Below are 15,611 nucleotides of genomic sequence, written 5' to 3'. Positions count from 1 at the left end.
TCCCCCGGGGGAAGAACAGATGTCCGCAGGCCGCAGCTCGTCCGGCCGCACCGGCTCGCGCCGGTCCACCGTCCGGGCCGCCGCCCGGTCCACCGTCCGGGCCGCCGCCCGGTCCACCGTGCGGTCCGCCGCCCGCCGGGCCCGGCAGCGCCGCCGCCGACTGGCGGCCACTCTCACCGGCATCGTCGCGGTCGCCGTCCTGACCACCGCCGGAGTGGCGGCACTGCTGCCGGACGCCGCGCACCGGGGCGGCCCGGAGCCCACCGCGCAGGCCAGGGTGCTGCCGCCGCTCACCGAGCCGTCCGCCCCGGCGGCGTCCACCCCGGCAGCGTCCGCCCCGGCCGGGAGCGCACCGCCGTCCCCGCCCGCCGCACCGGCCGACAGCACCCCGCAGATCGTCGTGCACGGCGGCGGCGAGTTCACCGTCGCCGCCGCCTCGGGCCGCGCCGTCGGGACGGGCAGCACGCTGCGCCGCTACCGGGTGGAGGTCGAGGACGGCATCGGCATCGACCCGAAGGCCGCCGCGGACGTCGTCGAGGGCGTGCTGTCCGACCGGCGGGGCTGGATCGCCGACCGGAGCAACAGCTTCCAGCTGGTCTCCTCCGGCAGCTACGACTTCACCGTCAAGATCGCCTCCCCCGACACCGTGGACCGGATCTGCGGCGAGGGCGGCCTGGACACCAAGGGCGAGGTGAACTGCGACGTCGGCCGCCAGGTGATGGTCAACTCCAAGCGCTGGCTGACGGGTTCGCCGCAGTTCGACGGCAGCCTGGCGGACTACCGGGCCCTGATCGTCAACCACGAGGTCGGCCACCGGATCGGCCACGGGCACGAGGGCTGCCCGGGCCGGGGGAAGCCCGCGCCCGCGATGATGCAGCAGATCTACGGCCTGAACGGCTGCACCGCCAACGCCTGGCCGTACAGCGACGCGGGCAGCTACCTCGGCGGCCCGGCCGTGCCCTGATCGTCCGACCGCCGACTGCCCGCCCGCCCGCCCGTCAGGAGAGCACCGGCAGCCGCTCGTCCAGGCCGGTGCCGTCCGCCCGCTCCCGGCCGGTCGCCAGCCGGAGCCAGCGCACCGGGTCGGCCGCCGCCAGCTCCACCGCCCGGGCCCGCCACGGCTCCCCGACCGAGGCCGCCAGCAGGTCCGCGACCGCGGCCAGCGCCCCCGCGTCATGCGGGAAGGCGCCGAGACCCAGCGCGTCGGCCAGGTCGTCGGCGTGCACCACCGTCTCCACCAGCCGGGTCACCAGGAAGTCGCCGAGACCGATCACCCCGAACGGCAGCGGGAACGGCCGCCCGGCCCGGGCCGCCGCCGGCGAGTCCAGGAAGTCCGCCAACCGCCCGCAGACCTCCGCGAACCGGGCCGCCACCTCGGCCGCCGACCCGGCGTAGTACGCCGCCGCCTGCTCCCGGGTCCCGCGGTCCAGCGCGTCCGCGAACGCCCCCACCGCCGCCACCCAGGCGGCCAAGGTCAACCCGGGCAACCCGACCGGCACCGGGTCGTCCAGGTGCTCGGGCGTCCAACCGATCTGCCGGTCCAGGTGCGCCACCAACTCCCGCACCCGCCAGGCCCCCAGCCGGGTCGGCAGCCCCAACTCCCGCTCCCCCAGCCCCGCCACCACTCCCCGCAGCGCCCCGACCTGCCCGGCCAGCGCCACCCGGACCACCGAAGCCTCGTGAACGCCAAGGGAGTTCGTCATGGGAAGTGATCTTATCCCCCGCCCTTTCCGCCGCCTTTCCGAACCGGGCTCCGCCCGCCACGGCCCCGGCAGACCGTCGTCGAGAACGATCAGCGATGTCGCCGGCGGCCGGAAGCACCCCCGCCGGCGCCCCCGGCGCCCACTTCCTCGGCCATAGGCTGTGGGCATGACGTCCGACGCACACCTGCCGCCGGTCCGGCCCGTCACCCGCGCCGAGTTGGAGCACATCTACGGCCCGGACGGACTCACCCGGGTTCCGGATGCCGAGCTGCCCGCGGTGATCACCGACCCCGCCGCCCGCACGTTCCTGTCGGACATCGGACTGCCCAGCGCGGTCAGCGCGGTCGTTCTACCGGTGGAGCCGCCGCTCATCAGCCTGTCCGAGGCTTGCGAGCCCGACGGCCCGGCCACCTACTGGCCGACGCTGCCGGGCGCCGGAAGCACGATGGTGGTCGTCGGCGCCTGGGGCCGGCCGGTCTTCGCGCTCGACGGTGCCACCGGGGAGGTGTACGCCCTCCTGGCGAACGAGAGCCCCACCGTCAACGGACGCCCCGCGCACCGGAGCCTCCATTCCTTCGTCCGCGCCCAACTCGCCTTCGGTGCGAAGGAGCTCTACCTGCTGTCCGACCTGATGGACCCGGACAGCCGCGACTGGTGCCGCGCGCACGTACCCGGCTTCGCCGAACTCGTCCCCGTCCCCGAGTACGACGAGGACGGCGAGGAGATCGACCCGACCCCGGAGTTCCTGGCCGGACAGCCCGAGCCCGACGACGTCCTCGACGGCCTGACCGCCGCACTCCGGGCGATCGAACCCGACCTCCCCGACCATCCCGCCTGGGCGTTCATCCTCTCCCACTACCGCTACGGATACTGACATGAGCCATCTCCCGGTCACGCGAGCAGAGTTGGAGCAGCTCTACGGTGCGGACGGACTCCGCCGCGTCCCCGAGGCCGACCTGCCCGCCGTCATCACCGACCCCGGCGCCCGGGCCTTCCTCAGCGAGATCGGCCTGATCGACGCCCCCGGCACCATGATCCACCTCGATGGGCCGCTGCTCTACGGGCTGCCGGAGGACTGCGCGCCGAAGGGCCCGGCCCACTACTGGCCCGGCCTGCCGGACGACGGCGCCGGCATGGTCGTGGTCGGCTACTACGGCTCGGGCACCTTCGCGCTCGACGGCGCCACCGGAGAGGTCTACGCGCTCGGTGTGCACCGGCCGCCGACCGTCGACGGCAGGCCCGCACACCGCAGTCTGCACTCCCTGGCCCGCTGCCAACTCGCCTTCGGTGGACGGGAAATGGCAGTCATGGCGGACCAGATGGACCCGGACACCATCGACTGGTGCCGCGCCCACCTCCCGGAGTTCGCCGAACTGCACCCGCCGAGCTTCGACACCGGGGAGGACGTGGACCCCGAGTTCCTGGACCGGCTGCCGGCCCTGGAGGACGTCCTCGCCGGACTGACCGCCAAGCTGCGCGCCGTCGAACCCGACCTGCTCGACCAATCGGTCTGGCAGGACATCCTGCACGACTTCCAGCACGGCTACTGACCGGACCACAGGTGAACACCCGCCCCGCCCCGCAGCCTTCCCTCCGGCCGGTCACCCGCGCCGAGCTGGAGCAGGTCTACGGCACCGACGGCCTCCGCCGCGTCCCCGAGGCCGACCTGCCCGCCGTCGTCACCGACCCCGGCGCCCGGGCCTTCCTCAGCGGGATCGGCCTGCCGGACGCCCCCAGCGCGTTCATCAGTCCCGAGAAGCCGCCGCTGCCCCCGCTGTCCGGCAGCTACGCCGATCCCGCCACGTACTGGCCCGACCTGCCGAACGGCGGGGCCACCATGGTGCTGATCGGCTCGTGGGGGACGGTGTTCGCCCTCGACGGCTCCACCGGCGAGGTCTACGCCCTGCTCCCGTACCAGGAGGCGACCGTCGACGGCCGCCCGGCCCACCGGAGTCTGCACTCCCTGATCCGCTGCCAACTCGCCTTCGGTGCAAGGGAACTGAACCTGCTGGGTGACCTGATGGATCCGGACACCGCCGACTGGTGCCGCGCCCATGTGCCGGGCTTCGTCGAACTGTTCCCCGTCCCCGAGCTGGACGAGTACGGGCTCCCGGCGGACGACGAGATCGACCCTGCGGCTCCGGACTCGGACGAGGTCATCGCCCACCTCGCCGACAAGCTCCGGCAGATCGAACCCGACCTGCTGCGCCACCCCGGCTGGGAATCGATCCTCCAGCACTTCCGCCACGGCTACTGAGCCGACCGCACAGCGGACCGCGCTGCTCCCCAGGCCGTGGATAGGCTGTCGGCATGCCACCCGTCGAGCCCCCGCCACCCGTCCGGCCGGTCACCCGCGCCGAGCTGGAGCAGGTCTACGGCACCGACAGCCTCCGCCGCGTCCCCGAGGCCGACCTGCCCGCCGTCGTCACCGACCCCGGCGCCCGGGCCTTCCTCAGCGGGATCGGCCTGCCGGACGCCCTCAGCGCGGTCGTCCAGCCGCTGCTCTGCGGCCTGCCCGAAGCATGCGCACCGGAGCGCCCCGCCGACCACTGGCCCGGGCTGCCGGAGGACGGTGCCGCCATGGTCGTGATCGGTTCCTCCCTCGCGGGCACCTTCGCGCTCGACGGCGCCACCGGCGAGGTGTACGCCCTCGCCGCGCACCGGCCGCCGACCGTCGACGGCCGGCCCGCGCACCGCAGCCTGCACTCCCTCGCCCGCTGCCAACTCGCCTTCGGCGGACGGGCGATGTGGACCGCCGTCGCCCGGCTCGACCCGGCGGAGATCGACTGGTGCCGGGCCCACCTGCCGGAGTTCGCCGAGCTGTACCCCGCTGCCCTCGACGCGGACGGGTACGAGGAGGACCCGGACCTCGAACTGCCGAGCGAGGACGAGATCTTCGCCGAACTGGCCGCCGAACTGCGCGCGGTCGAACCCGGCCTGCTCGACCAGCCGGTCTGGCAGGGCATCCTGCACGAATTCCGCTACGGCTACTGAACCGAGACGACGGAGCCATGACCACCGACCTCACCCAGCGCCTGCTCGACCGCTTCGGCCCGTCCGGCCTGCGCCGCCCCGCACCCACCGAGTTCGCCGGCACCGCCGTCCCGGCCGAGGCGGCGGCGCTGCTGACCGCCGCCGGACTGCCGCTGCAGGTCGGGCCGTACTTCAGCGCCGCCCGCGCGGACGAGCCGCTGCGGCTCGCCGATTGGGCCCGCAGCGTGGGCATCACGGCCGCGGACCGGCCGGAGGCGGACTGGCTGCGGCTCGGCAGCGACCGGGGCGCGGAGCTGTGCCTGGACGGGCAGGGCCGGGTCTGGGCCGTGTACGTGGCCTTCCAGGGCCCGTCCGTGCCGGTGAACACCGGCCTGGCGGCGTTCCTCGACAACCTGTGCGAACTCGACGACAACCTGCGGGCGTTGGGCGCGACCGAGCACCCGGAGGAGATCTTCCGGCTGTTCTCGGCGGCGGAGAGCCGGATGCGCGGCACCGACCTGCGGGCGTTCGAGAGCGACGAACAGTGGTGGCCGCGGGTGCTGGAGGACGTCCGGCACACCCGGGGCGTGCCCGGGTACGCGGCGTTCAAGGTGCGCGGCCGGGACGGCGAGCCGCAGATCGTCACCGCCGACGGCTCGCTCGCCCTGCACGCCGAGGAGGCGCTGTGGCACCGCCTCTCGGCCGGCGGCCTCGCCCCGGAGGACGTGCTGGAGGTCTACACCGAGCTGCAGGCCTGCTTCATGCCGGGCCACTACTGCAGCGTGTGGATGGCCCGGACCTTCCCGGGCGCCGAGTTCAGCCACAGCTACGACTACGGTGACACGGCGGCCGAACGCGAGGCGGGCGTCCGCGAGTTGGCCGCCGCGCTCACCGAAGGGAAATAGGACTCAGCCCAGCACCGGCAGGTACCCGCTCAGGTCGCTGCGCTCCCCGCTCGCGGTGAGCGCGACGTCCAGCACCTCCGCCCAGGCCACCCGGCCGGTGGCCAGCCGGACCCAGGTCAGCGGGTCGGTCTCCACCACGTTCGGCGGGGTGCCCCGGGTGTGCTTCGGGCCCTCGACGGCCTGCACCACCGCATACGGCGGGATCCGCAACTCGACTGCGCCGCCCGGCACTTGGTCGGCGAAGGCGTCGGCCAGCAGCCGGGCCGCGGAGGCCAGCGCGAAGCGGTCGTGCGGGAAAGCGTCCAGGCCCAGCGCGTCGGCCAGGTCGTCGGCGTGCACCACCGTCTCCACCAGCCGGGTGACCAGGAAGTCGGCCAGCAGCATCGGCCCGAACCGCATCGGGATCACCCGGCCGGGCTCCGAACCCTCCGGACCGTCCAGCGCCTTCCACAACTCGCCGAACTGCCGGTCGAGTTCGCCGGACACCTGGGCGGCGTCCCCGGCGAACTGCTCGGCCACCAGCTCGACGGCGGTGGAGTTGATCGCGGCGGCCGCGGTGCGGGTCCGCGAGGCCCAGTACAGCGGCGTGATCGGGGCCTGCGGCGGCAGCGGGTCGTGCAGGTGCAGCGGCACCCAGCTGGCCACCATGCCGAGGTGGGCGACGAGTTCGCGCACCCGCCACTCCCCCAGCCGGGTGGGCCGGGCCAACTGGTCGTCGTCCAGCGCGCGCACGGCGGCGGAGATCGCGTCGAGCTGCCCGGTGAGCGCGGCGCGCACCTTCACCGGGTCGTAGGTTCGGGGCTTCGCAGTAGGCATGCCCGCAGCGTACAAAACACCGACGGGCGGCCGGTCCGGAATTCCTCCGAACCGGCCGCCCGCAGGTTGACGGACCGTCAGGCGAGCAGCGCCTCGATGACGCCGGTGTGGGCGTCGCGCAGCTCGGCCAGAGTGGCGGTGAACTGGCCCTGGACCTCCAGGGCGTCACCGTCGACCACGCCGATCCGGGTGGCCGGCAGGCCGCGGGCGCCGCACATGTCGTTGAACCGGAGCTCCTCGCTGCGCGGGACGGCCACCACGGCGCGACCGGCGGACTCGGAGAACAGGAACACGAACGGGTCGAGGCCCTCGGGGACGATCACGCGGGCGCCCTTGCCGCCCTTGAGGCAGCTCTCTACCAGGGCCTGCCCGAGGCCGCCGTCGGAGAGGTCGTGCGCGGCGTCGACCATGCCGTCGCGGGAGGCGGCGATCAGGATCTCGCCGAGCAGCCGCTCGCGCTCCAGGTCCACCTTGGGCGGCAGGCCGCCGAGGTGGTCGTGGACGACCTGCGACCAGGCGGAGCCGCCCAGCTCGTCGGCGGTGTCGCCGAGCAGGTAGAGCAGCTGGCCCTCCTCGGCGAAGCCGACCGGGGTGCGCCGGGTGACGTCGTCGATGACGCCGAGCACCGCGACCACGGGGGTCGGGTGGATGGCGACGTCGCCGGTCTGGTTGTACAGCGAGACGTTGCCGCCGGTGACCGGGGTGCCGAGCACCTGGCAGGCGTCGGCCAGGCCGCGGGTGGCCTCGGCGAACTGCCACATCACGTCCGGGTCCTCGGGGGAGCCGAAGTTGAGGCAGTCGGAGACCGCGAGCGGCTTGGCGCCGCCGGCCGCGACGTTCCGGTACGCCTCGGCCAGGGCCAGCTGGGCGCCGGTGTACGGGTCCAGCTTGGTGTAGCGGCCGTTGCCGTCGGTGGCGACCGAGACGCCGAGGTTGGTCTCCTCGTCGATCCGGATCATGCCGGAGTCCTCGGGGGTGGCGAGCACCGTGTTGCCCAGGACGTAGCGGTCGTACTGGTCGGTGATCCACGCCTTGGAGGCCTGGTTCGGCGAGCCGGCCACCTTGAGCAGCGCGTCCTTCAGCTCCGCGCCGTTCGCCGGACGGGCGAGCCGCTCGGCGGTCGGGGCGTCGGCCTGCAGCGCGTCCTGCCAGGACGGGCGGGCGTACGGGCGCTGGTAGGTCGGGCCCTCGTGGGCGACGGTGCGCGGCGGCACGTCGACCACCAGCTCACCGTGCCAGAAGATCTCCAGCCGCTCGCCGTCGGTCACCTCGCCGATGACGGTGGCGATGACGTCCCACTTCTCGCAGATCTCCAGGAAGCGGTCGACCTTGCCGGGCTCGACGATCGCGCACATGCGCTCCTGCGACTCGCTCATGAGGATCTCCTCGGGCGAGAGCGTGTGGTCGCGCAGCGGGACGGTGTCCAGCTCGATCCGCATGCCGCCGGTGCCGGCCGAGGCCAGCTCCGAGGTGGCGCAGGACAGGCCGGCGCCGCCGAGGTCCTGGATGCCCGCGACCAGGTCCTCCTTGAAGATCTCCAGGGTGCACTCGATCAGGAGCTTCTCCTGGAACGGGTCGCCGACCTGGACGGCGGGGCGCTTGGCCGGGCCGGTCGCGTCGAAGGTCTCCGAGGCGAGCACCGAGACACCGCCGATGCCGTCGCCGCCGGTGCGGGCTCCGTACAGGATGACCTTGTTGCCGGGGCCGGACGCCTGCGCGAGGTGGATGTCCTCGTGCTTCATCACGCCCACGCAGAGCGCGTTGACCAGCGGGTTGCCCTGGTAGCAGGCGTCGAAGACGACCTCGCCGCCGATGTTCGGCAGGCCCAGGCAGTTGCCGTAGCCGCCGATGCCCGCGACGATCCCGGGCAGCACCCGGCGGGTGTCGGGGTGGTCCGGGGCGCCGAAGCGCAGCGGGTCCATCACGGCGACCGGGCGGGCGCCCATCGCCAGGATGTCGCGCACGATGCCGCCGATGCCGGTGGCCGCGCCCTGGTAGGGCTCGATGTAGGACGGGTGGTTGTGCGACTCGACCTTGAAGGTGACCGCGTAGCCCTGGCCGACGTCGACGACGCCGGCGTTCTCGCCGATGCCGACGAGCATGGCGTCGTTCTCGGGCGCCTTCTCGCCGAACTGCTTGAGGTGCACCTTGGAGCTCTTGTAGGAGCAGTGCTCCGACCACATCACGGAGTACATGGCCAGCTCGGCGCCGGTCGGACGGCGGCCCAGGATCTCCCGGATGCGCGCGTACTCGTCCTGCTTGAGGCCGAGTTCGGCCCAGGGCTGGGCGGCGTCCGGGGTCTGCTCGGCGTTCTTGACGGTGTCGAGGCTCATCAGGCGTTCACCAGCTGCTTCAGGACGGAAGTGAAGAAGCCCAGGCCCTCGGTGGTCGGACCGGTGAGCGGCTCCACGGCGTGCTCCGGGTGCGGCATCAGGCCGACGACATTGCCGGCCGCGTTGGTGATGCCGGCGATGTCGCGGTACGAACCGTTCGGGTTGACGTCGAGGTAGCGGGCGACGATCCGGCCCTCCGCCTCCAGGGCGTCGAGGACGTGCTCGTCGGCGACGAAGCGGCCTTCGCCGTTCTTCAGCGGAACGACGATTTCCTGGCCGGCCGAGTAATCCCGGGTCCAGGCGGTCCCGGCGTTCTCGATCCGCAGCTTCTGGTCGCGGCAGATGAAGTGCAGCGAGTCGTTGCGGGTGAGCGCGCCGGGCAGCAGGTGCGATTCGCACAGCACCTGGAAGCCGTTGCAGATACCGAGGACCGGCATTCCCAGCTTCGCCTGCTCGATGACGGTGTCCATCACCGGGGAGAAGCGGGAGATCGCACCGCAGCGCAGATAGTCCCCGTAGGAGAATCCGCCGGGCAGGACCACGGCGTCGACCTGGTGGAGGTCCTTGTCGCGGTGCCAGAGGGCGACCGGCTCGGCGCCGGCCAGGCGGACCGCGCGCTGGGCGTCGCGGTCGTCGAGGGAACCGGGGAAAGTGACGACGCCGACTCGGGTGGTCACTTCCCCTCCTCCTCGACGCGGACGGTGAAGTCCTCGATCACGGTGTTGGCCAGGAAGGTCTCGGCGGCCTCGCGGATGCGGGCGAGCGCGGCGTCGTCGACCGGGCCCTCCAGCTCCAGTTCGAAACGCTTGCCCTGGCGGACGTCGGCGATCCCGGCGAATCCGAGGCGCGGCAGTGCACGCTGCACCGCCTGGCCCTGGGGGTCGAGGATCTCCGGCTTGAGCATGACGTCGACTACGACGCGTGCCACTGGCACTCCCGGTGGTGATTGCGTTCAGGCGGGGGACCTTCAGACTACCCGGACGGAAGGGGCGTTCTGCGGGCCGGGAAGGGTAACGCGCGTAGACCAACGCCCCTTACGGGACGGGGGTTCCGGCCCCGTCCGCGCCGGCGGCGGTCGGGCGGCCGCATCCGATTTCGCCGCTTTAATCCCGTCTGCAGCGGGCGGGTTATCGGGTTCGGAGGGCACCCCGTGAATATCCGGAAAAAAGGAATCCCCAACTCTTCGATTTCACCCGCTCCGGGGTGCAGAATAGGGCGACCGGCAGCCGAACGCGCCGCATCTCGGCGTGGGCTCCCCTGCCCGCCGGCGGATGCCGCGATCCCTGCCCGACCGGCCGGAGGCATCCGAGACCCCGACGGCCGAAATTGCCCGAGAGGATTGACACCCATGGCTCAGCGTGTAGTCGTCACGCTCTCCGACGATCTGGACGGCGGCGCCGCCGCAGAAACCGTCCACTTCGGTGTGGACGGGAAGTCCTACGAGATCGACCTGTCCGCCGACAACGCGGAAAAGCTTCGGGAGGCCCTCGCACCCTTCGTCGCCGCCGGCCGCCGGCAGAGCCGCAGCGGGAAGTCCTTCCGCCGCACCGCGCTCACCCCGGACCCGGCCGCGGTGCGCGCCTGGGCCCAGTCGAACGGGCACGAGCTCCCCGCCCGCGGTCGTATCCCGAAGCACGTGTACGAGGCTTTCGCCGAGAACAACTGACGTACGCCAGCGGGCCGTTGCGGCCCCACCGGCCTTCCCCGGCCGCACCGCCGGGGAAGGGTGGGGCGAACAGCCCGATCGATGTTGTAGAGTTCTTCCTGTCGCCGCAACCGGGGAAACCCGAATGGGGCGGCCGGTGCGCAAGCACCGTGCGGACGTGGCTCAGTTGGTAGAGCATCACCTTGCCAAGGTGAGGGTCGCGAGTTCGAATCTCGTCGTCCGCTCGCAGCTAGCGTGAACAGCTGTAACCTACAAGTACATATGCATGCGGACGTGGCTCAGTTGGTAGAGCATCACCTTGCCAAGGTGAGGGTCGCGAGTTCGAATCTCGTCGTCCGCTCCAGAACCGAAGGCCCCCTCGACCGAGGGGGCCTTCGGCGTTCCCGGGTCTTTCCGGGTCCTCCCGGCACTCCCCCGGCCCCGTCGCTCCCCCGGCCCCTGACATTTGTCACCGCCGACCCGTGGCACCGCACCGCCGCCCGGTGACGGTCCTCACTACTGGCGGCCGCCGACCGCCGGGAGGCTGGAGCCATGACCGACACCAGCCGTTCCCGCCCCGCCGTCGAGGCCCGTGGGCTGCACCGCCGCTACGGGCCGTCCGGCAGCGCCGGCTTCGAGGCCGTCCGCGGCCTGGACCTGACCGTCGCCCGCGGCGAGCTGTTCGCCCTGCTGGGCACCAACGGCGCCGGCAAGACCTCCACCCTGGAGGTGCTGGAGGGCCTGGCCACGCCGAGCGCGGGCGAGGTCCGGGTGCTCGGCCTGGACCCGGTCCGGCAGCGGGGGGCGCTCCGCCCGCGGATCGGCATCATGCTGCAGGAGGGTGGCTTCCCCGGGGAGCTGACCCTCGCCGAGACCGGCCGCTGCTGGGCCGGGCTGACCTCCGGCGCCCGCGAGGTCGACCGGGCGCTCGACCTGGTCGGCCTGCTGCCCCGGCGCGGGGTGCGGGTCAAGCAGCTGTCCGGCGGCGAGCGCCGCCGCCTCGACCTGGCGATGGCCCTGCTGGGCCGGCCCGAGGTGCTGTTCCTGGACGAGCCCAGCACCGGTCTGGACCCGGAGGCCCGGGCCGCGGTCTGGCGGCTGATCCGCGAACTGCGGGCGGGCGGCACCACCGTGCTGCTCACCACGCACTACCTGGAGGAGGCCGAGGAGCTCGCCGACCGGCTGGCGATCATGCACCGCGGCCGGGTCCGGGTGACCGGCACGGTCGCCGAGGTGCTGGCCGGCCACCCGGCCCGGATCGGCTTCGAACTGCCCGAGCGGACCGGCCCGCACGCCGACCTGGAGCTCCCGGTGCTGCCCGGCGCCGAGCCGGTGATCGACGGCCGCCGGGTCACCCTGCACACCGCCGACCTGCAGGGCACCCTCACCGAGTTGCTCGGCTGGGCCGCCCGCCACCGGGTCGTGCTGGACCGGCTGGACGCCCGCAGCGCCTCCCTGGAGGAAGCCTTCCTGGCCATCGCGGCCGGCCCCGGCCCCGGCCCCGACAGCGGCCCCGACACCGCCCGCCCCGCCCGCCCCGAGACCCTCGGAAGTGCCGCATGAGCACCGCGACCACCGCGACCACCGCGACCACCGCCCCCGCCGCCACCACGCCGCTGAGCCGCCTGCTCGCCCTCGGCCGGGCCGAGACCACCCTGCTGCGCCGCAACCGCACCGCCGTGTTCGTCGCCCTGGTGCTGCCGTTCGTCCTGGTCGGCTCGCTGCGCTCGATCCTGCGGGCCGCCGCCGAGCACACCCCCGGCCTGGACGTGGACACCAACCTGATCACCGGCTCGATGGGCATCGTGCTGCTGGTCGTCGTCTACACCAACCTGACCAGCGCCTACACCGCCCGCCGCAACGACCTGGTGCTCAAGCGGCTGCGGACCGGCGAGGCCACCGACACCGAGATCCTGTTCGGCACCGCCGTCCCGTCGATCCTGCTGGCCCTGGCCCAGTGCCTGCTGCTCGGGGTGGTCGGCGCCGCCGCGCTGCACCTGCGCACCCCGGCCAACCCGCTGCTGATGCTGCTCGGCCTGGCGCTGTCCGGCGTCCTGCTGACCGCCCTGGCCGCGCTGTCCAGCGCGGTCACCCGGACCGTCGAGACGGCCGGCATCACCACCCTGCCGCTGATGCTGGTGGCCCAGTTCGGCTCCGGCCTGCTGGTCCCGCTGGAGTCGATGCCGGACGGCGTGGCCGACCTCTGCCGCCTGCTGCCGACCACCCCGGCGCTCCAACTGCTGCGGATCGGCTGGTTCGGCACCGACGGCGTCGGCCCGTCCGAGGGCTTCGCGGCGACCTGGTCGACGGCCGCGCTGCCGCTACTGCTGGCCGTCGGCTGGGCCGCCGCCGCGCTCTGGGCCACCCGCCGCTGGTTCCGCTGGGAGCCCCGGCGCTAGATTCGCCGGAGTCGTCGTCAGGAAGTGGGGACCGGACGTGCGGGTGAACAGGCCGAGGCCGCTGCGGCGCTGGCGGGCGCTGTCCAAGCCGCAGCGCACCGAGCTGTACGTGCGCTGGTCGCTGTACCTGGTGGCGGTGGTGCAGCCGCTGCTCCTGCTCGGCGGGGTGGTCGGACAGGCCGGGCGGCCGGGGCCCCCGGCGGGACGCTGGCTGCTGATGGCGGGCGTGCTGGTGGCCTCGGCCCTGAACGCGGTGCTGTACCGGGTGGGTCTGGCGGCCTTCCTGGGACGCCGCCCCCGCCCGGACCGCTGGCTGCTGTCCTCGGGGGCGTTCGCGGTGGGGCTGGCGTTGGCCGCGGTGTCCACCTCGCCGCCGCTGTCGGAGCAGGGCTCGGTCTTCCCGGTGACGGTGGCGGTGACGACGGTGACCTTCTGGATCACGGCGGCCTCCCTGGGCGTCACGGTCCGCGAGGCGGCGCTGGGCGCGCTGGGCACGCTGGCGCTGCTCACGGTGCCGCTGCTGCTGACGGGCGTCCACCCGGCCGGGGTGGCGGGGATGGCGGCGGGCTGCCTGATCGGCGGGGGCATGGCCTGCACGACGGTGCGCTGCTCGGCCTGGACCGCGAAGGTGGTCTGGGAGCTGGACGAGGCCCGGGAGACCCAGGCCCGCCTCGCGGTCGCCGAGGAGCGGCTGCGGTTCTCCCGCGACCTGCACGACGTGCTGGGCCGCAACCTGGCCACCATCGCGCTGAAGAGCGAGCTGGCAGTGCAGCTGGCCCGCCGTCAACGGCCCGAGGCGGTGGACCAGATGACCGAGGTGCAGCGGATCGCCCAGGACTCGCAGCGCGAGGTCCGCGAGGTGGTGCGCGGCTACCGGACGGTGGAGCTGCACACCGAGCTGATCGGCGCGGCCGCGGTGCTGCGGGCCGCGAACGTGGACTGCCGCACCGAGCTGTCGGACGCCGAGGAGCTGCCCGCCGGGGCGCAGGCGGTGCTGGGCTGGGTGGTCCGGGAGGCGGCCACCAACGTGCTGCGCCACTCGGAGGCCGCGAACTGCCTGTTCCGGTTGCGGGTCTCCGGCGGCACCGCCGTGCTGGAGGTGGAGAACGACGGCGTCCCCGCCGTCCCGGCCCCGCGCGCGGAGGGCGCGGGCAGCGGCCTGCGCGGCCTGGGCGAGCGGCTGGCGGCCCACGGCGGCACCCTGGCCGCTGCCGGCCGGTCCCCCGGACGCTTCCGACTGATCGCCGAACTACCGCTCACTGCAAGGGAATTCACCTCATGACCGACCAGGTGCGGGTGCTGCTCGCCGACGACGAGCACCTGATCCGCGGCGCGCTGGCCGCCCTGCTGGCGCTGGAGGACGACCTCGCCGTGGTGGCCGAGGCGGCCTCCGGCCCGGAGGCGCTGGCGATGGCGGCCGCGCACCGCCCGGACGTCGCGGTGCTGGACCTGCAGATGCCGGGCCTGGACGGCCTGGAGGTGGCGGCCGAGCTGCGCCTGCGGCTGCCGGAGTGCCGGGTGATGATCGTGACCGGGCACGGCCGCCCGGGCTACCTGAAGCGGGCCCTGGAGGTCGGGGTGCGCGGCTTCCTGCCGAAGACGGTCTCCGCCTCCGACCTGGCCGGGATCATCCGCACCGTCCGGGCCGGCGGCCGCTACGTGGACCCGGAGCTGGCCGCGGAGGCGATCAGCGCGGGCGACTCCCCGCTGACCCCGCGCGAGACGGACGTGCTGGAGCTGGCCGCGGACGGCTCCTCGATCGCCGAGATCGCCGAGCGGGCCGCGCTCTCGCCGGGCACGGTGCGCAACTACCTGTCCGCGGCGGCGGGCAAGCTCGGCGCGGAGAACCGCCACGCGGCGGTGCGGATCGCCCGCGAGCACGGCTGGCTGTGACGGAACGTCACGTCACGTCACGTCACAGCCGACCGGGCGCGGTCACTTCCAGTTCAGGCCGGTGAGCTTCTCGTACGCCTCGATGTAGCGCTGCCGGGTGTGCTCGACGATCTCGGCGGGCAGCTCCGGCGGCGGGTTCTCGCTCCTGCGGTCCCAGCCGGAGGCGGGCGAGGTCAGCCAGTCGCGGATGATCTGCTTGTCGAAGGACGGCTGGTCGCGGCCGGGCTCCCAGCGGTCGGCGGGCCAGTAGCGGGAGGAGTCCGGGGTGAGCACCTCGTCGCCGATCACCAGCTCGCCGTCCAGCAGGCCGAACTCGAACTTGGTGTCGGCGAGGATCAGGCCGCGCTCGCGGGCGATGTCGCGGGCCCGGGAGTACACCGCGAGGGTGGTCTGCCGCAGGGTGGCGGCGAGTTCGGCGCCGATCCGGCGGGCGGTCTCCTCGTAGGGCACGTTCTCGTCGTGCTCGCCGACCTCGGCCTTGAGCGCCGGGGTGTAGATCGGCGCGGGCAGCTCGGAGCTGTTCTCCAGGCCCTCGGGCAGCGCGATCCCGCACACGGTGCGGGAGGCCCGGTACTCCTCCAGGCCGGAGCCGGCCAGGTAGCCGCGGGCCACGCACTCCACCGGCACCATGTCGAGGCTGCGGCAGATCAGGGTGCGGCCGGCCCAGTCGGCGGGCGCGCCGGCCGGGAGCTCGGTGGAGACGACGTGGTTGGGGACGATGTCGGCGATCCGGTCGAACCACCAGAGCGACAGCTGGGTGAGGACCCGGCCCTTGTCCGGGATCTCGTTGGGCAGCACCCAGTCGTAGGCGGAGGTCCGGTCGCTGGCCACCATCACCAGGTCGCCGTTCCCGGCCCGGTACAGGTCGCGCACTTTGCCGGTGTGCAGGTGGACCAGGCCGGGCACCTGGACCGGCTCGGGCTTGGTGACGAATCCGCTCACGG

Annotated in this window: 17 protein-coding genes and 2 tRNA genes; 13 read left to right on the top strand and 6 right to left on the bottom strand. The window is 73.5% G+C overall.

Features of this window, described 5'->3' with window-relative positions; genetic code table 11:
• Positions 1 to 19 precede the first annotated feature (19 nt).
• Positions 20 to 964, top strand: coding sequence for a DUF3152 domain-containing protein (locus ACIOHG_RS12675; protein ID WP_400948915.1), 945 nt, complete (start codon positions 20 to 22; stop codon positions 962 to 964).
• Between the two features lie 34 nt (positions 965 to 998).
• Here the strand turns inward: ACIOHG_RS12675 and ACIOHG_RS12670 are convergent, their stop codons facing one another.
• A complete protein-coding gene (locus tag ACIOHG_RS12670; RefSeq protein ID WP_400948913.1) occupies positions 999 to 1,703 on the bottom strand; it encodes a maleylpyruvate isomerase N-terminal domain-containing protein in 705 nt (234 codons plus the stop codon).
• Positions 1,704 to 1,869: 166 nt separating this feature from the next.
• Between ACIOHG_RS12670 and ACIOHG_RS12665 the strand changes: the two genes are divergently transcribed.
• Genes ACIOHG_RS12665 through ACIOHG_RS12645 form a run of 5 tightly spaced genes read left to right on the top strand, consistent with a single transcriptional unit; the run spans position 1,870 to position 5,581 of the window.
• Positions 1,870 to 2,577, top strand: coding sequence for an SUKH-4 family immunity protein (locus tag ACIOHG_RS12665; protein ID WP_400948911.1), 708 nt, complete (start codon positions 1,870 to 1,872; stop codon positions 2,575 to 2,577).
• 1 nt (position 2,578) lies between these two features.
• On the top strand, positions 2,579 to 3,253 hold the full coding sequence (locus tag ACIOHG_RS12660; protein ID WP_400948908.1) for an SUKH-4 family immunity protein: 675 nt from the start codon (positions 2,579 to 2,581) through the stop codon (positions 3,251 to 3,253).
• Between the two features lie 11 nt (positions 3,254 to 3,264).
• Positions 3,265 to 3,960 carry an SUKH-4 family immunity protein gene (locus ACIOHG_RS12655; protein WP_400948907.1) on the top strand — a complete coding sequence of 232 codons (696 nt, stop codon included), beginning with the start codon at positions 3,265 to 3,267 and terminating at the stop codon, positions 3,958 to 3,960.
• Positions 3,961 to 4,013: 53 nt separating this feature from the next.
• On the top strand, positions 4,014 to 4,697 hold the full coding sequence (locus ACIOHG_RS12650) for an SUKH-4 family immunity protein (protein WP_400948905.1): 684 nt from the start codon (positions 4,014 to 4,016) through the stop codon (positions 4,695 to 4,697).
• A 17-nt stretch (positions 4,698 to 4,714) separates the two neighbouring features.
• Positions 4,715 to 5,581 (top strand): nucleic acid/nucleotide deaminase domain-containing protein, encoded by an 867-nt coding sequence (locus ACIOHG_RS12645; protein ID WP_400948902.1) that lies wholly within the window; start codon positions 4,715 to 4,717, stop codon positions 5,579 to 5,581.
• Between the two features lie 3 nt (positions 5,582 to 5,584).
• Here the strand turns inward: ACIOHG_RS12645 and ACIOHG_RS12640 are convergent, their stop codons facing one another.
• The 4 genes from ACIOHG_RS12640 to purS all read right to left on the bottom strand — a co-directional run bounded on the left by ACIOHG_RS12640 (position 5,585) and on the right by purS (position 9,658).
• Positions 5,585 to 6,397 (bottom strand): sterol carrier family protein, encoded by an 813-nt coding sequence (locus ACIOHG_RS12640; protein WP_400948899.1) that lies wholly within the window; start codon positions 6,395 to 6,397, stop codon positions 5,585 to 5,587.
• 77 nt (positions 6,398 to 6,474) lie between these two features.
• Positions 6,475 to 8,730, bottom strand: a complete 2,256-nt coding sequence (purL, locus tag ACIOHG_RS12635) for a phosphoribosylformylglycinamidine synthase subunit PurL (RefSeq protein ID WP_400948896.1) — start codon at positions 8,728 to 8,730, stop codon at positions 6,475 to 6,477.
• Entirely contained in the window at positions 8,730 to 9,407 is a 678-nt protein-coding gene (purQ, locus tag ACIOHG_RS12630; RefSeq protein WP_400948893.1) for a phosphoribosylformylglycinamidine synthase subunit PurQ, read from the bottom strand. Before purQ ends, purL begins: the two co-directional genes overlap by 1 nt.
• Positions 9,404 to 9,658 (bottom strand): phosphoribosylformylglycinamidine synthase subunit PurS, encoded by a 255-nt coding sequence (gene purS, locus ACIOHG_RS12625; protein WP_033250393.1) that lies wholly within the window; start codon positions 9,656 to 9,658, stop codon positions 9,404 to 9,406. Before purS ends, purQ begins: the two co-directional genes overlap by 4 nt.
• A 420-nt stretch (positions 9,659 to 10,078) precedes the next feature.
• Here purS and ACIOHG_RS12620 point away from each other — a divergent pair, with 420 nt between their 5' ends.
• The 7 genes from ACIOHG_RS12620 to ACIOHG_RS12590 all read left to right on the top strand — a co-directional run bounded on the left by ACIOHG_RS12620 (position 10,079) and on the right by ACIOHG_RS12590 (position 14,667).
• On the top strand, positions 10,079 to 10,396 hold the full coding sequence (locus ACIOHG_RS12620; RefSeq protein ID WP_400948891.1) for an Lsr2 family protein: 318 nt from the start codon (positions 10,079 to 10,081) through the stop codon (positions 10,394 to 10,396).
• Positions 10,397 to 10,547: 151 nt separating this feature from the next.
• Positions 10,548 to 10,620 (top strand) — tRNA-Gly (locus ACIOHG_RS12615).
• 43 nt (positions 10,621 to 10,663) lie between these two features.
• Positions 10,664 to 10,739, top strand: a tRNA-Gly gene (locus tag ACIOHG_RS12610).
• A 188-nt stretch (positions 10,740 to 10,927) separates the two neighbouring features.
• Complete coding sequence (locus ACIOHG_RS12605) at positions 10,928 to 11,938, top strand: ABC transporter ATP-binding protein (protein ID WP_400948888.1); 1,011 nt, start codon at positions 10,928 to 10,930, stop codon at positions 11,936 to 11,938.
• Positions 11,935 to 12,774, top strand: coding sequence for an ABC transporter permease (locus ACIOHG_RS12600; RefSeq protein ID WP_400948884.1), 840 nt, complete (start codon positions 11,935 to 11,937; stop codon positions 12,772 to 12,774). The genes ACIOHG_RS12605 and ACIOHG_RS12600 overlap by 4 nt, the downstream gene beginning before the upstream one ends.
• Positions 12,775 to 12,817: 43 nt before the next feature.
• Positions 12,818 to 14,056, top strand: a complete 1,239-nt coding sequence (locus ACIOHG_RS12595; protein ID WP_400948882.1) for a sensor histidine kinase — start codon at positions 12,818 to 12,820, stop codon at positions 14,054 to 14,056.
• Positions 14,053 to 14,667 carry a response regulator gene (locus tag ACIOHG_RS12590; RefSeq protein WP_400948879.1) on the top strand — a complete coding sequence of 205 codons (615 nt, stop codon included), beginning with the start codon at positions 14,053 to 14,055 and terminating at the stop codon, positions 14,665 to 14,667. Before ACIOHG_RS12595 ends, ACIOHG_RS12590 begins: the two co-directional genes overlap by 4 nt.
• A 42-nt stretch (positions 14,668 to 14,709) precedes the next feature.
• Here the strand turns inward: ACIOHG_RS12590 and ACIOHG_RS12585 are convergent, their stop codons facing one another.
• Positions 14,710 to 15,609 carry a phosphoribosylaminoimidazolesuccinocarboxamide synthase gene (locus ACIOHG_RS12585; RefSeq protein WP_400948878.1) on the bottom strand — a complete coding sequence of 300 codons (900 nt, stop codon included), beginning with the start codon at positions 15,607 to 15,609 and terminating at the stop codon, positions 14,710 to 14,712.
• Positions 15,610 to 15,611: the final 2 nt, after the last annotated feature.

The organism is Kitasatospora sp. NPDC088134 (assembly GCF_044741705.1).
GTDB lineage: Bacteria > Actinomycetota > Actinomycetes > Streptomycetales > Streptomycetaceae > Kitasatospora.
This window is presented reverse-complemented; position numbering and strand designations above follow the sequence as displayed.